The organism is Vibrio sp. KMM 9700 (assembly GCF_058545285.1).
On record NZ_CM178589.1, the window covers coordinates 291,636 to 318,319 of the forward strand.

The 26,684-nt window shown below is 41.5% G+C and carries 19 protein-coding genes and 1 tRNA gene; 10 read left to right on the forward strand and 10 right to left on the reverse strand.

Features of this window, described 5'->3' with window-relative positions; translation table 11 throughout:
- Nucleotide 1: 1 nt before the first annotated feature.
- The 5 genes from AC2VOY_RS01265 to rsuA form a co-directional block, all read right to left on the reverse strand.
- The gene (locus AC2VOY_RS01265; RefSeq protein ID WP_491831831.1) at nucleotides 2-2,455 is read right to left on the reverse strand and encodes an ABC transporter permease; all 2,454 of its coding nucleotides are present in this window, start codon (nucleotides 2,453-2,455) and stop codon (nucleotides 2-4) included.
- A complete protein-coding gene (locus tag AC2VOY_RS01270) occupies nucleotides 2,436-3,107 on the reverse strand; it encodes an ABC transporter ATP-binding protein (RefSeq protein ID WP_491831833.1) in 672 nt (223 codons plus the stop codon). The genes AC2VOY_RS01265 and AC2VOY_RS01270 overlap by 20 nt, the downstream gene beginning before the upstream one ends.
- 130 nt (nucleotides 3,108-3,237) lie before the next feature.
- The gene (locus AC2VOY_RS01275; protein ID WP_491831834.1) at nucleotides 3,238-3,891 is read right to left on the reverse strand and encodes a DUF2913 family protein; all 654 of its coding nucleotides are present in this window, start codon (nucleotides 3,889-3,891) and stop codon (nucleotides 3,238-3,240) included.
- 6 nt (nucleotides 3,892-3,897) lie between these two features.
- Nucleotides 3,898-5,088 (reverse strand): Bcr/CflA family multidrug efflux MFS transporter, encoded by a 1,191-nt coding sequence (locus AC2VOY_RS01280; protein WP_491831835.1) that lies wholly within the window; start codon nucleotides 5,086-5,088, stop codon nucleotides 3,898-3,900.
- A 27-nt stretch (nucleotides 5,089-5,115) separates the two neighbouring features.
- Nucleotides 5,116-5,814: a 16S rRNA pseudouridine(516) synthase RsuA gene (gene rsuA, locus AC2VOY_RS01285; protein WP_491831837.1), complete on the reverse strand. Its 699-nt coding sequence runs from the start codon at nucleotides 5,812-5,814 to the stop codon at nucleotides 5,116-5,118.
- Nucleotides 5,815-6,316: 502 nt separating this feature from the next.
- On the opposite strand from rsuA, the gene AC2VOY_RS01290 reads away from it, so the two are divergent.
- The 7 genes from AC2VOY_RS01290 to AC2VOY_RS01320 all read left to right on the forward strand — a co-directional run bounded on the left by AC2VOY_RS01290 (nucleotide 6,317) and on the right by AC2VOY_RS01320 (nucleotide 18,477).
- Nucleotides 6,317-7,600 (forward strand): outer membrane protein transport protein, encoded by a 1,284-nt coding sequence (locus AC2VOY_RS01290; RefSeq protein WP_491831838.1) that lies wholly within the window; start codon nucleotides 6,317-6,319, stop codon nucleotides 7,598-7,600.
- Nucleotides 7,601-7,834: 234 nt separating this feature from the next.
- Nucleotides 7,835-10,246, forward strand: coding sequence for a VolA/Pla-1 family phospholipase (locus tag AC2VOY_RS01295; protein WP_491831839.1), 2,412 nt, complete (start codon nucleotides 7,835-7,837; stop codon nucleotides 10,244-10,246).
- A gap of 323 nt (nucleotides 10,247-10,569) precedes the next feature.
- Nucleotides 10,570-11,760: an amino acid aminotransferase gene (locus tag AC2VOY_RS01300; protein WP_491831840.1), complete on the forward strand. Its 1,191-nt coding sequence runs from the start codon at nucleotides 10,570-10,572 to the stop codon at nucleotides 11,758-11,760.
- Nucleotides 11,761-12,194: 434 nt separating this feature from the next.
- The gene (locus AC2VOY_RS01305; RefSeq protein WP_491831841.1) at nucleotides 12,195-14,402 is read left to right on the forward strand and encodes a dihydrolipoyl dehydrogenase family protein; all 2,208 of its coding nucleotides are present in this window, start codon (nucleotides 12,195-12,197) and stop codon (nucleotides 14,400-14,402) included.
- Between the two features lie 80 nt (nucleotides 14,403-14,482).
- Entirely contained in the window at nucleotides 14,483-15,709 is a 1,227-nt protein-coding gene (locus AC2VOY_RS01310; RefSeq protein ID WP_491831842.1) for a bifunctional alpha/beta hydrolase/OsmC family protein, read from the forward strand.
- 99 nt (nucleotides 15,710-15,808) lie between these two features.
- Entirely contained in the window at nucleotides 15,809-17,737 is a 1,929-nt protein-coding gene (locus tag AC2VOY_RS01315) for a DUF294 nucleotidyltransferase-like domain-containing protein (protein ID WP_491831844.1), read from the forward strand.
- Nucleotides 17,738-17,754: 17 nt separating this feature from the next.
- Complete coding sequence (locus AC2VOY_RS01320; protein WP_491831845.1) at nucleotides 17,755-18,477, forward strand: 3'-5' exonuclease; 723 nt, start codon at nucleotides 17,755-17,757, stop codon at nucleotides 18,475-18,477.
- Between the two features lie 131 nt (nucleotides 18,478-18,608).
- Here the strand turns inward: AC2VOY_RS01320 and AC2VOY_RS01325 are convergent, their stop codons facing one another.
- Together AC2VOY_RS01325 and AC2VOY_RS01330 are read right to left on the reverse strand one after the other, a co-directional pair.
- Entirely contained in the window at nucleotides 18,609-20,180 is a 1,572-nt protein-coding gene (locus AC2VOY_RS01325) for a BCCT family transporter (RefSeq protein WP_491831846.1), read from the reverse strand.
- 377 nt (nucleotides 20,181-20,557) lie between these two features.
- Nucleotides 20,558-20,645: transfer RNA gene (locus AC2VOY_RS01330), tRNA-Ser, on the reverse strand.
- Nucleotides 20,646-20,859: 214 nt separating this feature from the next.
- Between AC2VOY_RS01330 and AC2VOY_RS01335 the strand changes: the two genes are divergently transcribed.
- Nucleotides 20,860-21,438: a UPF0149 family protein gene (locus tag AC2VOY_RS01335; RefSeq protein WP_491831847.1), complete on the forward strand. Its 579-nt coding sequence runs from the start codon at nucleotides 20,860-20,862 to the stop codon at nucleotides 21,436-21,438.
- 20 nt (nucleotides 21,439-21,458) lie between these two features.
- Nucleotides 21,459-22,127 (forward strand): MBL fold metallo-hydrolase, encoded by a 669-nt coding sequence (locus AC2VOY_RS01340; RefSeq protein ID WP_491831848.1) that lies wholly within the window; start codon nucleotides 21,459-21,461, stop codon nucleotides 22,125-22,127.
- Nucleotides 22,128-22,199: 72 nt separating this feature from the next.
- Here AC2VOY_RS01340 and AC2VOY_RS01345 read toward each other — a convergent pair whose 3' ends face one another.
- Nucleotides 22,200-22,862 (reverse strand): DUF2982 domain-containing protein, encoded by a 663-nt coding sequence (locus AC2VOY_RS01345; RefSeq protein ID WP_491831849.1) that lies wholly within the window; start codon nucleotides 22,860-22,862, stop codon nucleotides 22,200-22,202.
- 227 nt (nucleotides 22,863-23,089) lie between these two features.
- Here AC2VOY_RS01345 and AC2VOY_RS01350 point away from each other — a divergent pair, with 227 nt between their 5' ends.
- Entirely contained in the window at nucleotides 23,090-23,470 is a 381-nt protein-coding gene (locus AC2VOY_RS01350) for a MarR family transcriptional regulator (protein ID WP_491831850.1), read from the forward strand.
- Between the two features lie 197 nt (nucleotides 23,471-23,667).
- On the opposite strand, the gene AC2VOY_RS01355 is transcribed toward AC2VOY_RS01350, so the two are convergent.
- Nucleotides 23,668-25,425 carry an alpha-amylase family glycosyl hydrolase gene (locus AC2VOY_RS01355; RefSeq protein WP_491831851.1) on the reverse strand — a complete coding sequence of 586 codons (1,758 nt, stop codon included), beginning with the start codon at nucleotides 25,423-25,425 and terminating at the stop codon, nucleotides 23,668-23,670.
- Between the two features lie 2 nt (nucleotides 25,426-25,427).
- Entirely contained in the window at nucleotides 25,428-26,654 is a 1,227-nt protein-coding gene (locus AC2VOY_RS01360; protein WP_491831852.1) for a glycosyltransferase family protein, read from the reverse strand.
- Nucleotides 26,655-26,684: the final 30 nt, after the last annotated feature.

Here is a 26,684-nt window from a genome sequence, read left to right on the forward strand (position 1 = left end):
GTTAAGAAACCCCATGAAATAACTTAGCCGGTGACGAACGGATAATAAAATAAGTCGGCCAAGCGGCTGCAATAAAGAGCGTCAAAAAGACCAAGGCGCATGTCCAAGCTAATTGCCAAAGGTCAAAATGCAGCTCCATTGTCCAACCAAACGCGCCTTTTAAGACATATATAATCAGCATTTTAGCAATAACAAAACCAAGTGGGATGGCAACTGTTACACAGCTGATCCCGATAATAAAGAGTTGGCCGACCCCTTGTTTGACAAGCTCCAATGGCGTTAATCCCACACTACGCATTAAGGCAAATTGATTTTTCTTCGCCATCTCGCCCGCAACTGTTGAGAAAAAGAGTCCCATTAAGGCAATAAACAAGGTAAAACGACTCAAGGTTTGCGCAATACTGAAAGCTTGGTCAAAGACCAGCATGGCATTATTATACATTGCCTTATTATTAAAAATTCGATCCGGTGAAATATTAAACTTATCTTCAATGTTTTTAGTAAACTCAACCATGGAGGCATTTTTAGATAAGACTAGACCTAAGCCAACATCGCCATATACCTGAAACTGAGCACGCCAATTTTTCTCAGAAATGAGCAATTGATTATAAGGATTACCATAATCGTAATATATGCCCAAAACTTCCCAATTACTCCCTAACGGCTCAGGTAGTAATACATTATCACCGGGTTTTAAGTGATGCTTAAGCGCCATAGATTCACTGACTAAAACCCCTGATCCACTATGCAAACGCTGCCAATAATCAGCAACGGCTGATTTCATCGAGATCGCTTTTTGCTCACCAAGCGATGTGCCGGAGCTGACCACTTGAATGGTTTCATTATCCACCGCAAGCTCTTTCTCCCAGCGCCACCAAATCTCTTGGACATCGGGCTGAGTTTCAAGCCAAGACACAACTTCCGATGCTTGATGACTCGATGGCACTATATAGACATCTGCAGCCAAACGCTGAGTGAGCCAATCTTTAGTTGTGTAATTAAAACTATCCACAACGGTTTGGATCCCAATATTTGTTGCAATCGCGAGCATAAATGCCATCGCGCCGACACTTCGATAACTCATACTCGATGCACAATCAGAGAAAAACCAACGCATACGTAGATTTTTTAAAGAACAGGAAAGCAGAATAAAAACGCGCCACAATAGATATGGCAGAATTAAACCGGCGCTAAGAAGCAATGATGCGATGAGCATAAAGCCAACACTTTGCGAGGGAGGACGTAAATAAAGCGCCACACAAGTCACAAGGAAGATACATCCAATCATGGCTTCCCAACCAAACTGACGCCCACTAAAACGAGATAAAGACAGACGCGTACTCAAGCGGATAGGTTCGGTTTTCATTATTCGAATAAATGGCCAAACACTTGATACAAAGCATGCTGCAAAGACCATTTTTAAGCTTTCAATACTCCAACTCCAATGCCAATCTATATATAGATTCACATGTATATTGTACAGTTGGTTCAGTGTTTGAGCGACCGCAGGGATAAGATAATTGGCAAGCAAAACACCAATGACATTGCCGCTAAACCAGCTCAATAATACCCACAACCCTACCTCGATACCAAGACAGGTGGCAATGGTTAAGCGCGGCACGCCTAAAAGCCGCAATAGACCCACCATCGGCTGACGTTGAGAAAAAGATAAAGCAAGGGCTTGATAAAAAATAAACACACCGACTAAAAAGGCTAACATTCCCAATGCGCCTAAATTCATGTGGAAAGCTTCGGTTAATGAAGTCAGTTCCATACCTGTGTAACGACTTAGAAATAAGCCACTTGGCAAGGTATTACGTAGCTTCTCTGCTTTACTTGCTGGCATTGCACCGCATGCAATCATAGTTAAACGCGTTTCTTGGGTAAAATCTTGAAGTTTGCCAATATCGACAAAGACGCGTGAGCCTCTCACCATATTATTTTTATCTATTTTGACAGGGCCTAGTTTCTCACCACCTTCTAAATCGATATAATCCCCTTTTTTTAGATCAAATCGATTGGCAATTTCAAGACTAACGACAACAGGATAAGGCGGACGCATTACATCAAGGCTACGCTGATTTTTGATGTTATCGGTTGCAGAAAAACTCAGAATCGACACGGGATCATAACCAATGACACGTAACAGATAACCGTTACTCATTCGCTTTTCAGTCGTATCTAACGGGATACATTGGTTAAACCCAGCTTGGCGCAGCTGAATATACAACCCTTGCGGAATTTTGTACTCAGAATAGCGTGCACGAATACGGTACGGGAGAGGATTAGAGAAAATTTTTCCGCCCTGTGCATAGCTTTGCTCAGCATGATTATTGACCGCCATCACGCCAACAAGTAAAGCGGTGCCAAGCGTCAGTCCAATCCAGACCAGTAAGATCTGAAATGGACGGCGACGGTAGTGCCCCAATAATGCTTTAAATACGGGAAACAGCATTAATCACGCCTCCTTGTAGGCGGATTGTACCTGATAAATGACTCGCAACTTGTTCACTGTGCGTCACAACAAGCAATGCACAATTTTGACGCTTAGATAGTTCAGTTAGTAAACGCATCACAGCTTCAGCGTTTTTTTCATCTAAACTCCCTGTTGGCTCATCCGCAAGCAGCAAGCGAGGTTCCATATATAATGCACGCGCAATTGCAGCGCGTTGTTGTTGACCACCGGAAACTTCTTCGGGATATCGGTCAAGAATAGGCATTAAGTCAAGTGCAGACAGGATTTGGCGCCATAAGGTTTGATTTTCATCTAGGCCTTTAATTTGACGACAAAAACGTACATTATCAGCAATGGTCAAGGTTGGTATAAGATTATAATATTGGAAAATAAGCCCAACATGTTTACGGCGAAATAACGTTCTTTCTTTTTCCGTTGCCTGATGCATGGCAAAGCCATCAATCCAGATCTCACCTGATTCGTGTTTATCCATACCAGCAATTAAATTCAAAAGAGTGCTTTTACCACTCCCACTTTCGCCCATCAGAGCAAGTTGTTTATGTGATTCTAAAACTAACTGCGTTCCATGCAATACGGAATAAAACGTGCCTCCATCAAAATACCCTTTACATAAATTCTTAATTTTAAGCATGTTGAGTCTTCAATCCTAGCGACACATTCATCAAAATAATTCGCATAAAATGATCAGATTTAAGTTGAGAATGTGCATTATTTTATTGATTAGGGACTAAGTTTTTCAATTTGAGTATTTTTCTAGCCAGTTAGCGAACCGCTAGAAAACTTAGAGGAATTTCTGCTAACGATGAACCTTGGTTATGTGGGAAAATAATATATTCGCCATGGTACTTAACTTTTGACTTGTATGCGGTTTGTTTATGGACAAGAAATCCAGCTAATACAGCTTGTTCAACAAACTCGGCATGGTTACCGCGCACGTAAAAATGCATCGGCTTTATAAGTTTTTCACCGTCGAAACAATTTTCACACTCTAGCGCACATAAAACAAATGAATTAGGGCTATCTGCAAAAATTTGTATCTTTTCTGTGATCTCATACTCATTGACCACATCCCAACCAAGGCTTTCCATTTGGTCCATAAATGCTTCAATTTGCTTATCTATTAGCGGCGCCAATGAATCAGCCTCTAATATTTGTGAGTATAATTTATCAATCGCTCGAAATACGCCGACTAAGTTTGCTTTCGCGCCTTGGCTGCGTGCTTGTTTTTGCCAAGTTTCTAAATTCTTTTTAACTTGTGCACTAAACCTTTGCTGTTTTAATGCTTTGGCTATCCAGCGCGCTAAAAAGTGAGTATTCGTAATCGGCGTATTCGCTAGTTTGCCCGAGTGATGTTCAACATCAAGTTCAGACAATGCTGTTTTAACTACTTGATGGATCTCTGTTGAAAATTCCATACTCAATTACGCCTCTTTACTTAATAAAAAATAGAAACTTGCTGATAATAAAGCGCAAGTAAACATACCTAAAGCCATCGGCCAAAGCTCGGTATCCGGTAAACTTGCAATAATCGCACTAATCACGGCGCCAGCACCAAATCGTAAAGTGCCTGCAAGCGAAGAAGCTGTTCCTGCCATTGCCGGATAACTACTTAAAAGTAGCGCCATTGAATTACTACCAATAAGGGAGATATTCCCCACAAATAACATGACGCACAGCACCACGACAGGCAGGCCTAAATTGAAATACCAGGCTAAGAATAACCCGATCCCTGCAATCAATTGCAAGCTTAATCCAAGACGCATCATCCAGTGTGAACCTTTTTGACGCACGAGGCGACCATTCAAACTCGTCATGATGATCATCACAATAATATTAAGCGCAAAGAGATAACCAAAGTGATCCGGCTGAACACCGAAAATATCGATATATACAAAAGCACCAGCAGTTAAAAATGCAAACATTCCGGCAAAAGACAGTGCACTGCATAAAATCAATCCAAGCGCTTTTGGATTCATACCCACGCGAATGTAATTTTGCAGTGTATTTTTCAAGCGAAACTCTTGACGGTTTTCAGGTTTTAACGTTTCTGGAATCAAAAAGAACACACAGGTTAAAACAATCACAGAGACAATTGCGAGTAGACCAAAAATCCAACGCCAGCCAAACCAAACTGCTAAATTACCACCTATCATCGGCGCGATTAGGGGTGAAATCGTGATCACTAAGGTGACAAATGACATGGTACGGGCAAATTCTTCTTTGTCGAACATATCTCGCACCACGGCTTGAATGATAACCGCTGCAGCAGCCCCAGCAAAACCTTGCGCAAAACGCACATAAAGCAGAGAATTGATATCTGATGAAGTCGCGCAAACAATTGAAGCTATGGTAAAAAAGATGATACCTAAAATAAGAATCGGCCGACGGCCATAACTGTCGGCTAAGGGGCCGTGCAAAAGCTGGCCAATCGCAAAGCCTGCAGTATAAGCGGTTAATGTGACTTGAACCGCACTATTGGTTACGCCTAGATCGGTTGCTATCGTTGGCATAGCCGGCAAATACATATCAATGGCAAGCGGCGTCAAAGCACCAATTAAGCCTAATAGCAGGTACAATAAAAAGCCGAGTTTCGGCGGTTGGTCTTGTGTCATGAATTTTCTCTAAAAAGGGTCAAAAGATTAAGCAAGTTGCTTAATTTCTTCAGCAGTCAGGGCGCGATATTCACCTGGTTCTAGGTTTGGATCTAATGCCACCCCACCAATTGACTCCCTGTGTAGTGCTTCAACTTTATTCCCCAGTGCCGCAAACATTCGTTTCACTTGATGATATTTGCCTTCACTGATGGTAAGCAGTAACTCATTTTCATCCATGTTTACAATTTGCATTTTTGCAGGACGTGTTGGCTGTTTTTCACTGCGCAGCTCAATGCCCTTTTCAATTTCAGCTTGATAGTGATCTTCGATCGCATCTTCAAGCCAAACACGATATACCTTTTGGCACTCATGCTTAGGAGAGGTAATTTTGTGTGACCATTGACCATCATCTGTGATAAGCACAAGGCCGGTTGTATCCACATCTAAACGGCCAGCAAAATGAAGTTTATCAAGTTTCACTTCATCGAGTAAAACTAAAGCGCTTGGATTATGACTATCTTGATGTGAACAAACAAAGCCATCAGGCTTAAACAACATAAAATAGCGTGGACCAGGCATAGGTAATAGACGATCTTGCCAGATAACTTTCATCCCAGAATCAATTTTAACCGAAGCTTTCTTTTCTACATCACCATCAACAAAAACTTCACCTCTTTTTAACAAAATGGTAGCTTCTCGACGGGTGACACCTAGGGACTCACATAAAAACTTATCTAATCGCATACTAACCTCATATTTAAACCGCGTAATTATACCTTGTTTTAAACGAGTTTGAATATTTTATTCACCAAAATATTTGTTTATTTTTTATCTCGCTTAACATTTAAAATAAAAACCTTGAACCTGCTCACAAAATAACCATTACTGGTCGGATAAGTACGTTTTTTATACAAAATAATAACTTAGAGAAAAAATTTCACCTTAAAATGTGAACTAGATCACTGCAATGTTTCAAAAAAGTAAAATTTTAAGCAAGCAATTTACTGATAAAACGCTACCATTACTGTCATGGAAATGTCACTTAGACACCATTTTAAAAAACCAAAATAATAATGAAAATACTGTGTGTTTTATATACAAAATAAGCAATTTTTATACAAACAAAACAAGCAAAGCTAACACTTAGTTTTTCTTGTTAACCTTTATAAATAATTAATTCGCAGATTTTGTTTACCCCATAAAAATAAAATGGATCACACACATTTAAACAGATTAAGGATATATAATGGCAACTTCGTTTTTCACTTCTGCTCGCAAACACTCACCTGTTGCGCTCGCTGTTTTAATCGGTATGACGGGTTTCACCGGTCATGCTGTTGCAGCAGGCTTCCAAGTGAGTGAAAGTTCAGCAACAGGCCTAGGCCGTGCATTTGCAGGTGATGCTGCGATCGCTGATAACGCCTCTGTACTTGCTAAAAACCCTGCCGGTATGACTAAAATTAAAAGTACGCAAGTTTCGGGTGCTTTGACTTATATCAATCCAGAAATTAGTGTGACCGATTATCAATATAATCAAAAAGCAAAAGATATAGCGCCGACCCAATTTGTACCTGCTTCTTATATCGTCTCTCCTATCAATGAAGATTGGTATTGGGGATTTGGTATGTTCTCTACTTATGGATTTGCGACTGATTTCCCAAACGATTTTGCTGCTGGTCAAAATGCTGGTTATTCTGAGATTACAACTATTACTTTCAACCCAAGCCTTGCTTATAAAGTCAATGATCACCTAAGTTTAGGTGGTGGTTTTGATATTTTATATGCAAGTGCTGAGCTGGAACGTCGTGCAGGTATCTTAGGTGCGATTCCTGGTAGCCCATTAAATTCGGACTCACGTCTTATTAAACTTCGTGGTCAAGATTTTGGCTATGGTTGGAATGTTGGTGCTTTAATTGAAGTTGATGAAAATAACCGTTTTGGTATCGCTTATCGCTCGTCTATCCATCTAAATTTTGATGATGGCAAAGTTTATGATTATGCAGGAACTGCAGGTCTAGGCGGCGGCAAACATGATGCAAATCTTAAGCTAAATCTACCTGATTATCTTGAAATAGCAGGCTTTCACCAAGTCACAAATGATTGGGCAGTCCATTATAGTTACCAATGGACTAACTGGAGCCGTTTTACGCAAATTCTAGCGACTGATGATGACTGTAATTCCAGTGCTGGTGAAGGAATCTGTCTGCAGAAGAAAGAAAACTATCATGACTCAAATCGTTATTCGATTGGTGCGACTTATAATTACAGCGATAAACTAACCTTACGAGCTGGTTTTGCTTATGATGAACAAGCCGGTGCTGCAACTATTAGTATCCCTGATACAGATCGCTATTGGTACAGTGTTGGTTCAACCTATCAATGGGCAGAAAACTTATCGCTAGATTTTGCATTCACATATATCGATAGTGATGAGCAAAACTTTGATGAAGAAGGTGTTCTTTTGAGCGGTCCATATAAATCAAAAGGCCCAGCTTACTTGCTAGCAACTCAAGTTAACTATACTTTCTAAGCAAAAGTAATAAACATAAGCCACGTAAATTTGCGTGGCTTTTTTTATCTTGCAATTTATTAATCTAGGAGATCACAAAATAAACTAAATAGCCAAAAGGTATACAGCAACATACTAGATATACATTTAATATTAATGCGAAATCCAATAATACTGTTTTCAAATAAATATAAATCACTCAAAACCAATTGAGTTATATATTCTACCTATGTTCAAGGAAGAAGGATAATAAAAATGAATGCAATCGCACATCCTAGTCTCAAACTTACCCTACTTGCAAGTTTAATCACTTTGACTGCCTGTGGCGGTGGTAGTGGGACCTCTGGCAATCAAACTGGTGTAATGGAAAGCTTTATTGAAACAGCACTTGAGCGTCCAACAAGTATAGATTTTACTCTGCAAGGTGAAGATGCCAATGTTCCTCTTCCTAGCTTTATTTTAGTTGATAGCGAAACTGGCCGCCTTGCGTTACCCAATTCAGGAGATACAAGTTTAAGTAATCCTATTGTCGCACTTTCTCAAGCCGATGGATGGTCTACCTCTCAACCTATTAGTTTCCCTTTTAAAGGTGTCCACCTACCGGCAGGAGTTCAAACCAGTGGTGTGTATGTCATTAAGCTTACTCAAAGTTTGTTAGGTGCTTCGCCAAGTGTTGAACAAGTCTTCCAACAAGGAATAGATTTTCAAGTTATTAACCAAATTAATAGTACTGGAGATGATTCTGTTAACATTATTTTCAACCAACCTTTAGATGAAAAGGCAAATTATCTAATTGCCTTAACTTCAGAACTAACCGATGAAAATGGCGACCCTCTTGGTACATCTGAAGACTATGCATTTTTAAAAACAAAGACTATTGAAGCAAATGTAGAACCACTTGACCAACTGCAAGATGTAACCCATGCAATTGAGGCTATTTTTGCGCAGACAGGTGTAGATAGTCAGAGCATTATTTACTCTACTTGGTTTACGACTCAATCAGTTGGTGACACCTTATTTGCAACTAAAGCTGCCGTGGCGACTGGGCTTGCAAATGCAGCAAATGGCGGATTAAATACAGTATTTACCGGTAGTGCCAACCCAAATAATATCGATCTTAGCACTGCTTATACACTTGGAATAATCAGTTCTTCAGATTATGCAGATGCTCTTGCGGCTGACACAAATGTGTCCACTTACCTTGACCCAAATGACTTAAGTGGACTGAAGCAAATCTTAACAGCGCAATATCAAGCTAGATTAGGCATTGGCAGTGTGACGGTGTCAAAAGGAATTGTAAACCTACCTTATTTTCTGGAGACAGGTGAAAACTGGAATACACAACCTTTTGAATCTGGCATGCCAAGCCTTGCACTTATTTCGAATGCATTAGCCAATGGCAATCCAAATCAAAGCACAATTGCGAGCCAATTAGCCGCAGCTGGTGTTGATCCAAGTAAACTTGCTAACGATCCACAAGAGCAGCTAAAGCTTATCGGACTAAGTTTAAATAACGCTGATGGTACACCACTTGATTCTGAACGAGTGATCACAGGTTTTAATCCCGTCCCCCAAATTAAATCACTTGAAAAAGTACCATTTATACTTTTTACACCGACCAATTCAAGTGCTGCAACGCCCGTAGTTATTTATCAACATGGGATAACTTCGGTGAAAGAAACAGCCTATAGCTTTGCGGCGACAATGGCAGCTCAAGGTGTCGCTGTGATTGCGATTGATCACCCTCTTCATGGCGATCGTGCATTGAGTGACGAGGCTTCAGCCAATAATAACTTAGCCGCATATGTGAATTTATCTTATTTACCTGTCGCAAGGGATAATCTACGTCAAAGTATGTTAGATATCATGGGATTAAAAGCTGCACTTGGATTCTCTGCACAAGCTGGCCTTTTCACAGATGCATTAACAAGTATCGACCCAACCCAAGTTAAATTCTTGGGTCATTCATTAGGTGGAATAGCGGGTGTAAGTGCTATCGCAGCAGCAAATGAAACCACAGGCAACGCCGATGCAGATGCTCTTTTTAAAATTGATTCAGCAGCCTTTGCCAATGCTGGCAGTCAAATTGCACCACTTTTATTAAACTCTGGGGCTTTTGGTGGGGAAATTAAAAATCAAATTGCAACAGGATTATCTCCAGAGTATGCGGCTTTTGCGCAAAGTACATGTATCTCTGCAAATTTATCTGGCGCAGATTGCTTCAATACATTTTTAGCCAATGCAACTGAAGATCAGGTTGCAACACTTAATGATGGAATTGCACAATTTAGCTTTGCCGCACAAACAGTATTAGATAGCATAGATCCAATTAATACCGCTTATAATTCAAGCTTTGAAGAGCTACCTATTTATCTGTCCGCTGTGGATGGCGACAGCGTGGTTCCAAACTCTGTAGCTACTGCTCCTTTTGCGGGCACTATCCCATTAGCTACCGCGCTTAATTTAACACAAATAGATTCCTCTAATTCACCAGTGACCTCTGATAAAAACTTTGTTTTTTTTAATGACAACGCAAGTCATAGCACAGCAATATTCCCAAGTGGAACTCAGGATCAACCTCACTTTATTGAAATGCAGAGTAATTTTATTGACTTTTTGAGTGATAATCAGCTAACAGGTATTACTGACACTAACGTATTAAAATGAGACTTAACTCTCAACAAATTTAGTTAGAACACTCTTTATCGAAAAATACCCTCAGTAACTATTGAGGGTATTTTTTATAGATATATACTAAAAAAATCATAGGTATAGATGATGGCAAGACAGAAAATCTGAACCTTTTTTGTATAAAAGTAGTATGACCTTAGCTTCAAGATAAAGCTTATAAAGTCATTTTCTTTCATTCACAGTACATTTCTTTCATTCAGCCCTTGTCAGCTAGAATCGAACTAGGTATAAATGTTAGTTATACCAAAGTATAATTTACTTAATTTTTATTTAACTCATATGCAAGGATGATCACCACCATGTTTGAAAAAGTTCCGGCAGCTCCTGCTGATCCTATCTTAGGCCTTACTGAAGAATTTAAAAACGACCCACGCGAAGAAAAAATTAACCTAGGCGTTGGTATCTATAAAAATGAGCAAGGCCAAACGCCAGTACTTGAGACCGTCAAGCAAGCAGAAGCCGCTTTAATTGAATTTGAAAAAACAAAATCTTACCTATCAATTGAAGGTGCCGCTGAATATGGCCTTGCCGTGCAGCAGCTATTATTTGGTAAAGAAAGTGAGATCATCAAAACTAAACGCGCGCAAACAGCGCAAGCGCCAGGTGGCACAGGTGCGCTTCGCCTTGCAGGTGAATTCATCAATCAACATCTAGACAGCAAAAAAATCTGGATCAGCAACCCAACATGGGCAAACCACATGGGCGTGTTTGGCGCAGCAGGTTTAGAGCTTGCGCAATACAATTATTACAACCCTGAAACCCACGATAAAGATTTTGACGCTATGCTTGCATCATTAAATGAAGCCAGCGCAGGCGATGTGGTATTGTTCCACGGTTGTTGTCACAACCCAACGGGTATCGATCCAACTGCAGAAGAATGGCAAGTACTGGCTGATCTTTGTGTTGAAAAACAACTTCTACCACTATTTGACTTTGCTTATCAAGGCTTTGCAACAGGCGTTGAAGAAGATGCACAAGGTCTACGCATCTTTGCAAAACAGTGTGATGAAATATTAATCGCAAGCTCATTCTCGAAAAACTTCGGTTTATATAATGAACGCGTGGGTGCATTCACTTTAGTTGGGAAAGAAAAAGACAGCGCAGCGCAAGCTTTCTCACAAGTGAAGAAAATTATTCGCTCAATTTATTCCAACCCACCTGCACATGGCGCAGCAGTCGTAACTTATATTCTAAATAACCCAGCATTACGTCAAGCGTGGGAGCTTGAAGTGAAAGAAATGCGCGAACGTATTCATCAAATGCGTACTCTGTTTGTACAAAGCTTAAAAGATCATGGCGTAACAGCAGACTTTCGCTTTATTGAACAGCAAAATGGTATGTTCTCTTTCTCTGGCTTAAACAAAGATCAAGTCGCACGTTTGAAAGAAGAATTTGCAGTCTACATTGTCGGATCAGGCCGTATCAGTGTGGCAGGCATGACACGTGAGAATATGGAACCACTATGTAAAGCTATTGCAGCTGTTTTATAATTATAGCCACCAGAGTGAAAACTATACCCTTCACTCACTAGTTACAGATTAAAATCTCATTTAGGAGCCATTCTTTGGAGTGGCTTTTTTTATGTTTATCCACCGTTAACCTTCCCTTCTGATATTAAAATATACGCGTTACAAAATAGCCCCACACATATCCTCATTACATAAAAGGAGTTTGAACTAGTTCACGCTTCGCATTATTACCCTTAACATTCTGATAACTTAACGCTAGCTTTGAGATCTACCCACTAGTTTGATTTTTTGAAAGAAATTATCATCTCATCAGTTCTAGATGTCATTCACATCTAAATTAATGCAATGTGTTTGAAAATAACCAAAAATTTAAGTGATAACTTAATCTTAGCAATGCAGGTAGGCACACTTAAGCATCAATTAGATATTTAATATCAACTCGAAATGGATAGCGCATGAAAAACAAACTATTGATCTTAGCAGGTGTCGCAGCCTTAATTGGCCTCTTTTTCGCCTTTGACCTACAAGATATTCTTACCCTCGAAGGCTTAAAATCACGTATGGATGATTTTAGATCTATACAAACCGAGTCACCTGTTCTCGTAGCTTTAAGCTTCTTCTTTATTTATATACTCGTCGCGGCGTTATCACTGCCGGGCGCAGCCATCTTAACCCTCGCAGCAGGCGCCCTTTTTGGCCTCTTCACAGGTTTAATCCTCGTCTCGTTTGCATCTAGCATAGGCGCAACCTTAGCCTTTCTTGCTTCACGCTATATCTTACGTGAAAGTGTCGAGAAAAAATTCGCCGAGCGCCTTGGCCCAATTAACCAAGGAATTGAAAAAGAAGGCGCATTTTATCTCTTCACCCTGCGTCTAGTGCCTGTCTTCCCATTTTTCTTGATAAACCTGCTGATGGGTCTGACCAAGATCAAGACACTCACTTTCTATTGGGTAAGCCAACTTGGCATGTTAGCGGGCACAGTTGTGTATGTAAACGCAGGGACCCAACTTGCACAAATCGATAGTCTAAAAGGTATCTTATCTTTTAACTTACTTATTTCATTCGTTTTATTAGGAGTCTTCCCTTTGGTTGCTAAAAATATCCTAAACAAAATTAAAGCACGCCGCGTGTATGCAAAATGGGCAGATCAAAAACCTAAAAGCTTTGATCGTAATATGATCGTCATTGGTGCAGGTGCCGGCGGATTAGTTAGCAGTTATATTGCCGCAACAGTAAAAGCAAAAGTTACCTTAGTTGAAGCAGGTAAAATGGGTGGCGATTGCTTAAATTATGGCTGCGTGCCGAGTAAAGCCATCATTAAAAGTGCCAAAGTTGCGCATACTATGCGTCATGCAGAAAATTATGGTCTTGAAAATCAAAACCCTAGCTTCTCATTTAAGAAAGTTATGGAACGTGTGCATCAAGTCATCAAAGACATTGAACCACATGATAGTGTGGAGCGTTACACTGGCCTTGGTGTGGATGTGAAGCAAGGTTATGCAAAAATCCTTAATCCATGGACAGTTGAAATCAAGCACAATACGGGTGAAGTCGAAACCTTAACCACACGTAATATTGTGATTGCAACCGGCGCGCGTCCATTTGTGCCGCCACTACCAGGGATTGAAGATGTGGGTTATCTCACCAGCGATACCTTGTGGGATGAATTAGTTAAACGTGAAGAAGCGCCAAAACGTCTAGTCGTATTAGGTGGTGGCCCAATTGGTTGTGAGCTTGCGCAAAGCTTTTCTCGCCTTGGCTCTGAGGTCACTCAAATTGAAATGGCTGAACGCATTATGGGCCGTGAAGATGAAGATGTTGCAGACTTTGCCTTAGAAACATTAAAGGAAAGTGGCGTCAATGTATTAACTAGCCATAAAGCGCTGCGCTTTGAAAAACAAGGCGAGCAAAAATTCATTGTAGTTGAGCATCAAAACGAAGAAAAACGCATTGAATTTGATGACCTTTTATGCGCTGTTGGACGCTCAGCACGTCTTGAGGGCTATGGCCTTGAAGCGCTTGGCATTGAAACCAATCGCACCGTTGTCACTAATGAATATTTAGAAACCTTATATCCAAATATTTTTGCCGCTGGTGATATTGTTGGGCCGTACCAATTCACGCATGTCGCAGCGCACCAAGCTTGGTACGCAGCAGTCAACGCTCTATTTGGTCAATTCAAACGCTTTAAAGTGGATTATCGCGTGATCCCTTGGACGACATTTATCGACCCTGAAGTCGCGCGTGTTGGCCTCAATGAAACCGATGCTAAAGCCAAAGGGATTGAGTATGAAGTCACGCGTTTTGAGATGGAAGAGCTTGATCGCGCAATAGCAGAAAGCCAAACCAAGGGTTATATCAAGGTGATCACACCAAAAGGCAAAGATAAGATCTTGGGCGTCACCATTATTGCGCCGCAAGCTGGAGAAATCATCTCAGAGTTTGTGCTCGCAATGAAGCACCACCTTGGTCTAAGCAAAGTTCTTGGAACGATTCACGCCTACCCAACATGGGCAGAAGCGAACAAATATGCAGCAGGTGAGTGGAAGCGAAATCATGCTCCACAAACCATTTTAGCTTGGCTTGAAAAGTATCATACTTGGATGCGCCATGAAAAAGCATCTGAAGAGAAAAAGCCAGAAACGGCGCCGAGTGAGAAATAAGCGCAAGTATAAAAGATAATAATGTGGCGGCGAGATAATTTTCCCGCCACCTTTTGAATCAATTTGTAAAGGATAGACATATGCCCGTTCAAAAGAAAAAATTTACCTTTAAAAATCAAGATGGTATCGAACTTGCCGGTTTACTTGAACTACCAGAAAAGCCTATCGCATTTGCTATTTTTGCCCATTGTTTTACCTGTGGCAAAGATATTGCCTCCGCCTCACGCATCGCACGCAACTTAGCCAATAACGATATTGCCGTCTTTCGCTTTGATTTTACAGGGCTTGGAAACAGTGACGGCGACTTTGCCAATACCAATTTTAGTGCGAATTTAAATGATTTAAGAGCAGCTGCGCAAACCCTTAAAGATCAATACCAAGCACCTGATTTTTTAATTGGTCATAGCCTTGGTGGTACCGCCGTTTTAGCCGCCGCTGAGTTTATTCCTGAGCTCAAAGGTGTCGTTACTATTGGCTCCCCTGCTGAGCCCAATCATGTGATTAAACAATTTGGTGAGCATGCGGATGATATTCGCGCAGCTGGAGAAAAAGAAGTCAGCCTTGCGGGACGTCCTTTTACCATCAAAAAGCAATTTATTGACGATCTTGAAAGCTATACCCTTGCCGAGCGCATTGCCAAACTGCGCAAGCCTTTACTTATCTTCCACTCACCGATTGATGATACCGTCAACATCAAACAAGCGGGCTTAATTTACAACGCCGCCAAACACCCTAAAAGCTTTATTTCATTAGATAAAGCCGATCACCTTTTACGTAATCGCGCCGATGCGGATTATGTCGCAACTTCTATCGTGGCTTGGGCGCTAAGGCACTTACCTGACGCAGAAATCGTTCAAGAAACAAAAGCTTCAAAAGTTGAACCGGGCGTATTACTAGTTGAAGAAAAAAACCAAGCCTTCTTACGTAACATAGTGACCGCGTCACATGAATTTATCTCCGATGAGCCGATCCACGTGGGCGGGAGTAATTTAGGCCCGACGCCTTATGACTTTTTATTAGCCGCGCTTGGCGCTTGTACCTCCATGACGATGCGCATGTATGCCAACCGTAAAAAACTCAATATCACCAAGTTAGAAGTCTATGTCACACATGATAGAGAGCATGTGGAAGACTGCGAGGCTTGCATTGATGGCAAGAGCCTTGAAGATGTCTTTTATCGTGAAATTGTGGTGGAAGGTGATCTCACGCAAGAGCAGCGAGAACGCCTACTGGAAATTGCTGATCTGTGCCCTGTGCATAAAACCTTGCATAACCAAGTCGCGATCCGCACAAAATTAAAAGACTAGAACTCAATTACCTCCTTGGGTATTGCGCCAATTTCCTCTAAAATAAGGAAAATATATATGTTATCGATTACATCACGCGCAACGCTCAAGGAAGTACCCATGGAAGCAGAACTGCAAGAGATCCAAAATTTTCTTATCCAATACCCACCTTTTAAAGATCTCCCAGAAGATAAACTTGAACAAGTCGTTCAAAACACTGAAATTTCATACGTTCGTGAAAATACACCGATCATCAAATTCGGCGATACGATTCATGATTTATATATGATTCGCTCTGGCGTGGTAGAAATCTACCGTCGTACCGGCGAGCTTTATAACCGACTCGATCAAGGTGATATTTTTGGGCAAATGGGTCTTTTAATGAATGGTAAAGTGCGTCTGCCTGCTACCGCTATCAGTGATACCCTTCTTTATTGCATTCCAAGTGATATTTTCAATGAACTTTATGACAGCGAAGAATGTTTTGCTGACTTTGTCGATATCGAAGACAATGCACGCTTAAAACAAGCGATTTCTCAAAACCAAGAAGCGAATGATCTCACCACCTCAAAAGTGAAAAAACTCCTTACGCGTGACGTTGTCACTCTTGATCAAAGCGTGACGATTCAACATGCTGCGCAAGTGATGTGTGATGAAAATATTTCAGCGCTTATTGTGATCGATGAAAGTCAAGAAATTGATGAAGACAATGAGTCTAACGTGGTCGGCATTATCACAGACAGAGATTTATGTACCAAGGTGTTAGCCTCTGGCATGGATCCGAATTCAGAATTGCATAATGTGATGAGTACAGAACTTATCTCACTTGATCATAACGCCTATGTGTATGAAGCCATGCTGACCATGCTGCGCTATAACGTGCATCACTTGCCTATTTTAAAGAACAAACAGCCGCTAGGCATTATCGAAGTCGGTGACATCATTCGTTATGAATCGCAAAACAGTCTCTTGCTTGTGAATCAAATTTATAACCAAACGACGATTGAAGATTTAGAAGAAGTCTCCGCGCAAGTTAAAGATTGTTTTGTACGTTTGGTGCATGAAGATGCCAACTCGCATATGGTCGGCAGCGCTATGTCTGTAATTGGCCGTAGCTTTAAGCAGCGCATCATTGAACTTGCAGAAGAAGAGCTTGGTGAGCCGCCTATCCCATATTGCTTCTTAGCTCTTGGTTCTATGGCGCGTGATGAGCAGCTCATCGTCACCGATCAAGATAATGCAATGATTTTAGATGATAGTTATGATCCCAAAGAGCATGGCGAATACTTTGAGAAACTGGCAGCATTTGTCTGTGAAGGACTTGCTCGCTGCGGATATAAACTCTGCACCGGCGATATTATGGCAACCAACCCAATGTGGCGCATGACGCGAAAAGAGTGGGAAGCTTGCTTTGCTGACTGGATAGATAATCCAAACCCGAAAGCGCTTTTAAATAGCTCAATCTTCTTTGATCTTGATGGCGTATATGGACGTGTCAAATGGGCTGAATCCTTAAATAGCTTTATTGTTCGCCGCGCACGTAAAAACCAACATTTCTTAGCTTGCCTTGCGCGCAATGCGATTAACCGTACCCCACCACTTGGCTTCTTCCAAAACTTTGTAATGGAAAAAGATGGTCGTCATAATAACTCTATTAACCTCAAACGTCGCGGCACTGCGCCGCTGGCTGATTTAATTCGTGTGCACGCCCTTTCTGTTGGTTCGCGCTCGCAAAACTCCTTTGAACGCCTGGATGATATTCTTGAAGCTGGCATTTTACCGAAGGGCAAAGCTGAAGATCTGCGTGATGCGATGGAGTATATCTCTATGGTCCGCATCACTCACCAAGCGCTTGATGTTGAAAACGAAATTGAAGCGGATAACAATATCGAACCTGAAAATATGTCTGATTTTGAGCGCCGTAACTTAAAAGATGCCTTCCAGATCTTAAGTAATGCGCAAAACTTTATTAAGTATCGCTACCAAGGCCATTTGGTCAAAGCACGTAGCCAAACACGCAACCAACGTGTGCCAAATCAGCATAAATAGTCACTAAGGTCGTTTATATGAGTAAACAAATCAAAGACAAGCAGCTACCTAAAAATTGGCATGCTTTTTATCAAGCACAAAGTGCACAGGTAAAAAATGAACTTTTGCAGAAGTTTTATCGTGGCGGCTTGGTCGATTTTCACACGCCGCTTAAAGAGGTTGAGTTTGTTGCGCTTGATTTTGAAACTACAGGTCTTAACAGCAAAAAAGATGGCATCATCAGTATTGGGTTGATCCCTTTTACTTTAGATCGTATCTATTGTCGTGAAAGTAAACACTGGCTTGTGAACCCCAAAAAACCATTGGAAGAAGAATCCGTTGTGATCCACGGGATCACCCATAGCGATCTCAGTGATGCGCCAGATCTAAGGCGGATTTTGGAAGAGGTTTTGGATGCGCTCGCTGGCAAGGTTGTCGTGGCTCACTATCGCGCGATTGAACGAGACTTTTTTGATCGCGCCTTGAAAGAGCGAATCGGCGAAGGGATTTTATTTCCTATGATAGACACGCTTGAAATTGAATATGATATTCAAAAGCAAGCCAACCAAGGCTTTTTCAAGCGCCTATTTCGCAGCAAGATGCCTTCAGTACGTTTGGGCGCAAGCCGTGAGCGTTATGGCTTGCCAACCTATCAGCCGCACCATGCGCTGGTCGATGCTATCGCCACAGCGGAGCTCTTGCAAGCACAAATCTTGCACCATTACACGCCCGATACGCCGATTGAAGCGCTTTGGAAGTAAATCATTTTTAAATAGATTAAAAAATGAAGCCAATAAAAAAGGTTGCTGTGAATGATTCGCAGCAACCTTTATTTTTTATGTGCTATTCAAACGCACATTTTAGCCTTCAAATTTAAGGCTAAGTATTTGAATTAACGTCTTTCCGTGCGCATACCTAAGATAAGGCTGACACACATCACTAAGAGGACAAACACAAACGGTAACGCAGTTGAAATGGCCGCCGCTTGCAATGCTGCCATTGCGTTTGTGCCGCCAACCCAAAGGAGTGCCATTGCCACTGCGCCTTCAATGATTGCCCAGAACACACGTTGTGGCACTGGCGCATCCATTTTACCACCTGCAGTGATGCTATCGATAACCAATGAGCCTGAATCGGATGAGCTAACAAAGAAGACCAATACCAAGACAACCGCAATCACAGAGATGATTTTGCTAAATGGCAGCGCATCGAACATATCAAACATAGCCATAGTCACATCGCTGAAGCCTTGTGTGCCTAAAATGCCAACTTTATTAATGATTTGGTCGATCCCAACACCACCAAAGGTACCCATCCAAACAATCGTGATGATAGTTGGAACAAGTAATACTGCCGTGATAAATTCACGAACCGTACGACCTTTTGACACGCGTGCGATAAACATACCAACAAATGGTGACCAAGACATCCACCATGCCCAATAGAATACAGTCCAACCATGCATCCAAGTTTCATCTTCACGACCAAATGGATTTGACAGTGGAATAATATTTTCAACATATTGCACAAGTGTTTGTGGAATAGTATGTGACACGATACTAAAGCTCACACCTGCAACAAATAGAAGCAAGATAACTGCGACAACCATGTTGATATTACTAATCAGCTTCACACCACCATCAATGCCGCGAAGCACTGAAAGCGTTGCAAGAAGTGTGACCACTGCAATAACAGTGAGTTGAAGACCCGTAGTCGCTTCAATGCCAAAGACATGCCCGATACCCGCAGCGGCTTGTTGCGCGCCAAAGCCGAGCGATGTTGCTAAGCCAAAAAGTGTCGCCAACACAGCAAGAATATCAATGATATGTCCAGCCCAACCCCAAGCTCTGTCCCCTAAAATTGGGTAAAACACAGAACGGATAGAAAGAGGTAAGCCTTTGTTAAAGGTAAAGAAAGCCAAAGACAATGCAACAACTGCGTAAATCGCCCAAGGGTGAAGACCCCAGTGGTACATAGTTGCGCCAAGTGCGAGATCTGCAGCTTCTGGTGTATTTGCTGCCACATTTAGCGGCGTGCCATACCAATCAGTAAAGTATGCAGCAGGCTCAGCCACACTCCAGAACATCAAGCCAATCCCCATACCCGCAGCAAACAGCATAGCTAGCCATGAAAGATAAGAGTGTTCAGCTTTTGCATCATCACCACCAAGGCGAATTTTGCCAAATGGTGAGACGATTAAGAATAAACAGAAGATAACAAAGAAGTTACCTGCTAATACAAACAGCGCATCAAAATTGTTAATAATAGAGTTTTTAACGCCATCTAAGGCATTTTTTGCTGTTTCTGCGTCACTTAGGAAGATCCCAAGCAAGAATAGAATGATAAGACCTGCGCTAATTGAAAACACGGCGTTGTGAACATCAAAGCCCCATTTCTGCACATTATCTTGGCCTATCGTATAGTCGGTACTATCGATACTATATTTATCAATACCTTTTGTCATTATCCCTCTCTTTCACTCAAGTTATTTGAGTGTTGGTACATAAATTGCCTATACTCAAAAAACATTCAAGGATTTTTGATAAAAATGATTCGTTATCTATCAAAAATCCCTGTTTTGAGTATAGATTAAAAGCGTAAATATCCTACCAAGATCAATAAAAAAAACCAGTGTGATTTGAAAATAAACCCATAAATGATTAATATTCACACAATTTTTGTGGGTATCTGCTCAATTTCTAGGCAATTGTGATATTTAATCATGCAAAATAAAGAAAAGACTAGAGATAAAAATAGATTGAGTACGAAACATTTTCATCGAATTTTAGACACAAAAAAAGACGCCCGAGGACGTCTTCTTGATGCTGTAATCAGCGAATTTGGCGGTGAGTGAGAGATTCGAACTCTCGATACGTTGCCGTATACACACTTTCCAGGCGTGCTCCTTCAGCCACTCGGACAACTCACCGTATTGTACTGCAGTGCCGCGCTGTTGGCGACGTGGGCTAATGTAATGATTTGTCTTAGTGAGGTCAAGCTTTTCAGTTGAATTATTTGGAAAAAACGTCTGTTTGGTTAAAAATTCGACCTAAATCTATTAGATCAGCAACAATTCTTTTTGCTACTGATTATTTTAAGTGAACTTGCTATGATTAGGTATATTTACTTTAAAGGATAGCCTTGTGAATTTACAAACTTTCATCGCACAAAAAAATCTTGAAGAATACTTACTCACCCCAGCGCAAACCAAAGGCTTTGTTTGCGGCATGGCGGCAGCGCCATATATCATCGACCCGAGCCAATGGCTGGCATTTTTATGGGGTGATGTTGAAGAGTCCCCTTTTGAATCAGCTGAAGATCTCGAAACTTATGCCAATTTAATTGTTGAAGAGTGGAACTTGTCTCGTCAAAGTCTTCTTAACAACACATGGCAGTGGCCACAAGAGGCGAGCTTAGATGAAGCCGAAATCGTCAATGAATTTGCGCGTGAATATTGTGAAGGTCTGCTTCAAGCGATTCAAATTACCCATGATGATTGGGAAAACCTAATGCCAGAAGACAGTGAAGACAATGCCCTACTTGGCGGCGTGATGCTGACCATCAGCATGCTGTATGATCCAGATACTTCACTTGCGATTCTGCAAGAGCAAGATGCAGATATTGATGCATTGGCTCAGTTTGAAGAAATTTACAACGCGATCCCAAATATGCTGTGCGGCCTGTGTATGCGTGGCCAAATGCTCGCAAATGAAGAAGATTAATTCCCACAAGAGAGACATGTATGAGTTTGCAATATAAAACCATTCCGGTGACGGCTTTTGCTCAAAACTGCTCGTTAATTTGGTGCTCTGAAACCATGAAAGGCGCAGTGATTGATCCAGGCGGCGATGTCGATAGACTGTATCAAGCCATTTCTGAGCAAGGCGTTGAAGTAGAAAAAATTCTTCTTACTCACGGCCACCTTGATCACGTTGGCGGCACCGAGGCGCTGCAGGCAAAATTAAGCCAATTTAAATCCACCCCACTGGAAGTGATTGGCCCACATAAAGCGGATTTATTCTGGCTACAAGGTTTAGCGCAACAAAGCCAGATGTTTGGGTTTGAACCCACAGATAGCTTTGAGCCTGATATCTGGTTAGAAGATGGCGACAGTGTCACTTTTGGTAACGAAACCCTAAACGTTTTGCATACGCCAGGTCATACCCCTGGACATATAATTTTCTATAACCAAGATGCAAAACTAAGCTTTGTTGGCGATGTTTTATTCCAAGGCGCCATTGGTCGTACTGATTTTCCACAAGGTGACTTTGCCACCCTTATCAACAGTATCAAAGATAAGCTTTGGCCACTTGGCAACGACATGCGTTTTGTGCCGGGCCACGGCCCTGAGTCAACCTTTGGGCATGAGCGCCGCACCAACCCATTTGTAGCCGATGAAATGCCAATCTAATCGCATTCGATAATAAATGAAATTGCGGCAAGCGAACACATCGCTAGTGTAAACAGTGCGCCGCAGTTTCAATTATTGAGCATGATAATTTGCCACCAAATAACGTCGACAGGTTCCCACAAAGCTTTCTTTATCAAGCGGAATATCTGCTGCGGAAATAAAAATATCATATCCCCAAACTTGCCTTAAAATCCGCATTCGATGTAAAAACATAGCCTGTAAACCTTTGTATGTCTGACCGGCTTCGGTAATTGGCGTATCTTTTAATAATAAATCTTGAAACTCATCCAAGCGCCCTGCTTGCTTTAAGCCAAGATATAACAGCTGACGCTGGTGCAAGATCATTTGCGCCATCAGACGTTGATTGATTTGTGAAAGCAACACAGTTGGGGTTTTAATTTTTACCCCTACCCAAGGAATATCCGTTTGCCAAGATTGGATCTGATAATAGCAAATATCAATTTTTTCAATATCTTTCCAAGCCAAGACCCAACCGCCACGGATGCAATGCTGCTGCATGTGCGTTTGAGTCAAACTAAAGCCCAAGGCATGTTGGTCGACCCAATAACAGCCCCAGCCAATACATGACGCAATAATAAAAACCAGTAGCGCTAAAGTCTCGCTAAATTGCAGCCGCAGTAAGACGCAAAGCACTGCCAAAGCGAGCCACAAGCCTAAGTAATGCCCTTTGGTTAAACCTAACTTGGTTTGAAAAAGCTGAGTACTCGGTAACAAGATATCTCCCCATTATCGGCTGAAAAATGAATAAAACACCAACAATACGTTTAAGTTTCAACCAAAAAGCACAAATAAACTATAACTTTTGATCTTTTTTTGGTATAAACCACGGCTTAATTTTAATAACCAAGTTTTTCTATACCAATCTGACTCTAGCTTATCCCCAGCCAACTTAAAAGGTGCCTTAGGATAGAATCAGATTGGTTTAACTTAATGGAGACCCCATGAGACTGGCACATAAACGTAATGTTCAGCGTAAACTAAACAAATACATCAAGGCTGCTTCGGCAAATATCCAAGCGAATATGCCAAAACCTGCTGCGAAAGCAAGTGTTGTGAAAACAGCGACGGCAAGCGCGCAAGTTAAGCAAGCGGTTGCAAGTGCTGCGCAAAGCTTAAACTTAACGCCAAAACAGCAAAGTATTTATGATGTGTTAAAAGCAAATGCTGACGGTATGAGCCCAAAAAACATTGGTCTTGCAGCAGGTCAAGAAGATAGTAAAGCAGCAGCATGGGCGAGCAGTGGCCTACGCAAGATGCTTGAAGAAAACCTTGTGATTAAAGAGCAACTTGCTGGTAATAAAGTCAGCTATAAAATTGCTTAATTTGTAAAAAATGCGCCAAGCATAGCCATATAGATTCCTATCTAAACGAGCTTGCTGCGGCGCATTTTTTATTATTTTAAGTTTATTACATAGCCAAAATATTTGAAATTCTAGCAAGGCAACAAGGTGATGAGAGCCTAGGAGCATATAATAATATGTGACTAGGTCGAATCAACGCAGTTAACGCTGCTAGAGTTTTAAATATGCAGGCTATGGCGCATGTTTGAAAGCCAGACACACTGATACGGCGCCAATTCCATTTGTGAATGCAAAGTCTCAAACACCTCCCCTGAAATCAAATCATTCCATGTATCCGTTTGGATCAAGTTCATATCCGCTAGATTTAAACATTGCGGCTCAAGACTAATGTTATACACACAAAAGATACTCTGCTGACGATCTAAACTTTGTCGCCAATAGCCAAAGAGTTTATCCCCTAAGTGCAAGGTAAATTGTGTCGCATTTGGGTGAAACGCAGCTTGCTTTTGACGTAACGATAGAAGCGCCGATAAACGTTCAAAGGTTTTCGCATGTGGGTTTTGCGGATCGCTCAGCGCAGCTTGTAATTGCGGAAAATCCCACTTGTGGCGGTTGATCGAGCGATTTTGGTTGGTATTTTCCACCCGCTCATAATCATTACGCGTCCCAAGCAAACTATGCACATAAATGCCCGGTAAACCTTCCATTCCAAGCATGATCGCATGGGCGCAAATAAAACGATCCAGACCATATTTGTCCGCCCCTTGGACGCTGCCCTGAAGCGCATCAAACAAAGCAATATTAATTTCATAAGGCTTACGCTGAGTTTGGGTGACGCGCCACGAAACTAAACCGCCGAATGATTGCAAGGTGTTGACCATAGTATTAATCTCGCCTTCATCGAGCAAGCCTTCTACCGGCCTTAGGCCAATCCCATCGTGCGAGGCAATAAAGTTAAAATACGTTGTGCCTTGTTGCGATGGCGGCATCCCCATCATCCAGCGTTTAAGCGCCTCACAGTTGCCAGTAATTAAAGTATGAATGAGTAGCGGCGGCAGCGAAAAGTTATAGATCCCATGCGCTTCGTTACCATTACCAAAATAACTTAGGTTCTCTAGGTTTGGAATATTGGTTTCGGTAATAATCATGGCTTGCGGACACGCCTGTTCGATCAAGCTGCGCAAAAGGCGGATCATCTCATGGGTTTGCTCTAAGTTTATGCAAGGCGTACCAATCTCTTTCCACAAAAACGCCACGGCATCAAAACGAAAAATACTCACGCCTTTATCTAGATAAAAACGAATAATCGATGCAAATGCTTTTAAGACTTCTGGGTTTGAGAAATCAAAATCAACCTGATCATGACTAAACGTACACCAGACATATTTAGTGCCGTCTGCGGTTTCCACCTCTTTTAATAAATCCGATGTTCTTGGCCGCACCACTTGTGACAAGTCATCCTCAGGGGATGCGGTATAAAAATAATCATGCCCAACACCTTCGCATTTAATAAAGTTCTCAAACCAAGCGCTACGCGCCGAGCAGTGGTTAATCACTAGATCCGACATGAGTTTGAAATCACTGGCGATCTGCTCAATATCAGACCAGTCGCCCATCCCTTCATTGACACTGGAATAGTCAATCACAGAAAATCCATCATCAGAGCTATAAGGGAAAAAAGGCAAAATATGCACGCTAGAGACTGTCTCTTGGCAATATTGATGCAAAAAGGATTGTAAACATTGCAGCGGCTTCTCGCCTTCTTGAATAAAGCTATCGCCGTAAGTAATTAAAATGGTATCTTTTTCTGACCACAATTGTTGCGATACACTCATTGGGATAGATGTATCTAAATTGGCAGATAAGCGCATGATTTCAACAAGTTCATCAGCCAATGCTGGGTAATCGAGCGTTTCAGGGTAAATACACGCCAAATGGTGACATATTTTATCTTTTAAACTTGTGTGCTTATCCATGCTTACTTCCCTCCAAACTCTGCGGTATCTGCCTCCACTGCATCTTTTAATCTTTGCATCACATCAGGCATAGCGCTCACAACTCGGTTCCAACTCGGTATAAATGGGGTTTCCATTGGGTGCTCTAAAAAGCTCTGCCCTGCCATCATGATATTCTTGGCAAACATTTCGACCGCTTTTTCTTCCATATGGATGTCTAAATCTAAGCCATTCATCAAGGCATCATTATGATAAGCTTCGATAAAATCTAGGGCGATGCGATAATATGTGGCTTTAATTGAACGAAATTTCTCGCTATTAAAGGTCTCGCCTTGGGTCGCAAGTTTACGGAAAAAAGACTTGGTAATATCAATCGACATCTTTGATAAACCGCCATTGGTGCTATCTAAAGATAAGTCTTGGTGCTTATGATCATAGGTTTTAGCAATATCAACTTGGCAAAGGCGATTGGCAGCATAATTGCGCTGCATTTCAGATAAAACGCCAATCTCCAGTCCCCAATCACTTGGAATACGAATATCACTTAACACATCACGACGGAACGAGAACTCGCCAGCCAGTGAATATTTAAAGCTATCCATATAATCTAAGTAAGTATGTTGAGAAGTAGTTTGTTTAAGCGCTTTAAGTAGTGGTGTGACCAGCAAACGTGCCACACGACCATTCATTTTGTTGTTGGCAACGCGTGCATAATAGCCTTTGCAAAATTCATAATTAAATCTAGGGTTGGCAACAGGATAAATTAATCGCGCCAGTAGATCGCGCTCATATGTGACAATGTCACAATCATGCAAAGCAACGGATTCTGCCATATTGGTTGCCAATACATACCCCATGCAATACCAAACATTACGCCCTTTCCCCAGCTCCTTTGGCGCAAGACCTAATGCATCTAACTCTTTATCTAACGCTTTTAAGCGTGGTCCGTCATTCCATAATACGCGGTGGTGTTGCGGCAATTCATCAAAAAAATTCAAAGCGTATTTATATTGGCTAAGTGAGGCGCGATCAAGACCAATCACGATCTGAGAAAGGTACGGAACTTCTTTCAGTTGATTGATAATTTTAGGTAAGGCTTCCCCTTCTAGCTCAGAAAATAACGAAGGTAGGATAAGTCCCATTGGGCGGTGTTTTGAGAAAGAGACGAGTTCACTTTCGAGATCATCAATCCCGCGATCTGATAAGTTATGTAGTGTGGTAATAATACCGTTTTGATAAAAGTCAGCCATAATGCCTCCTGCATTTTGCTTAAATTTGTG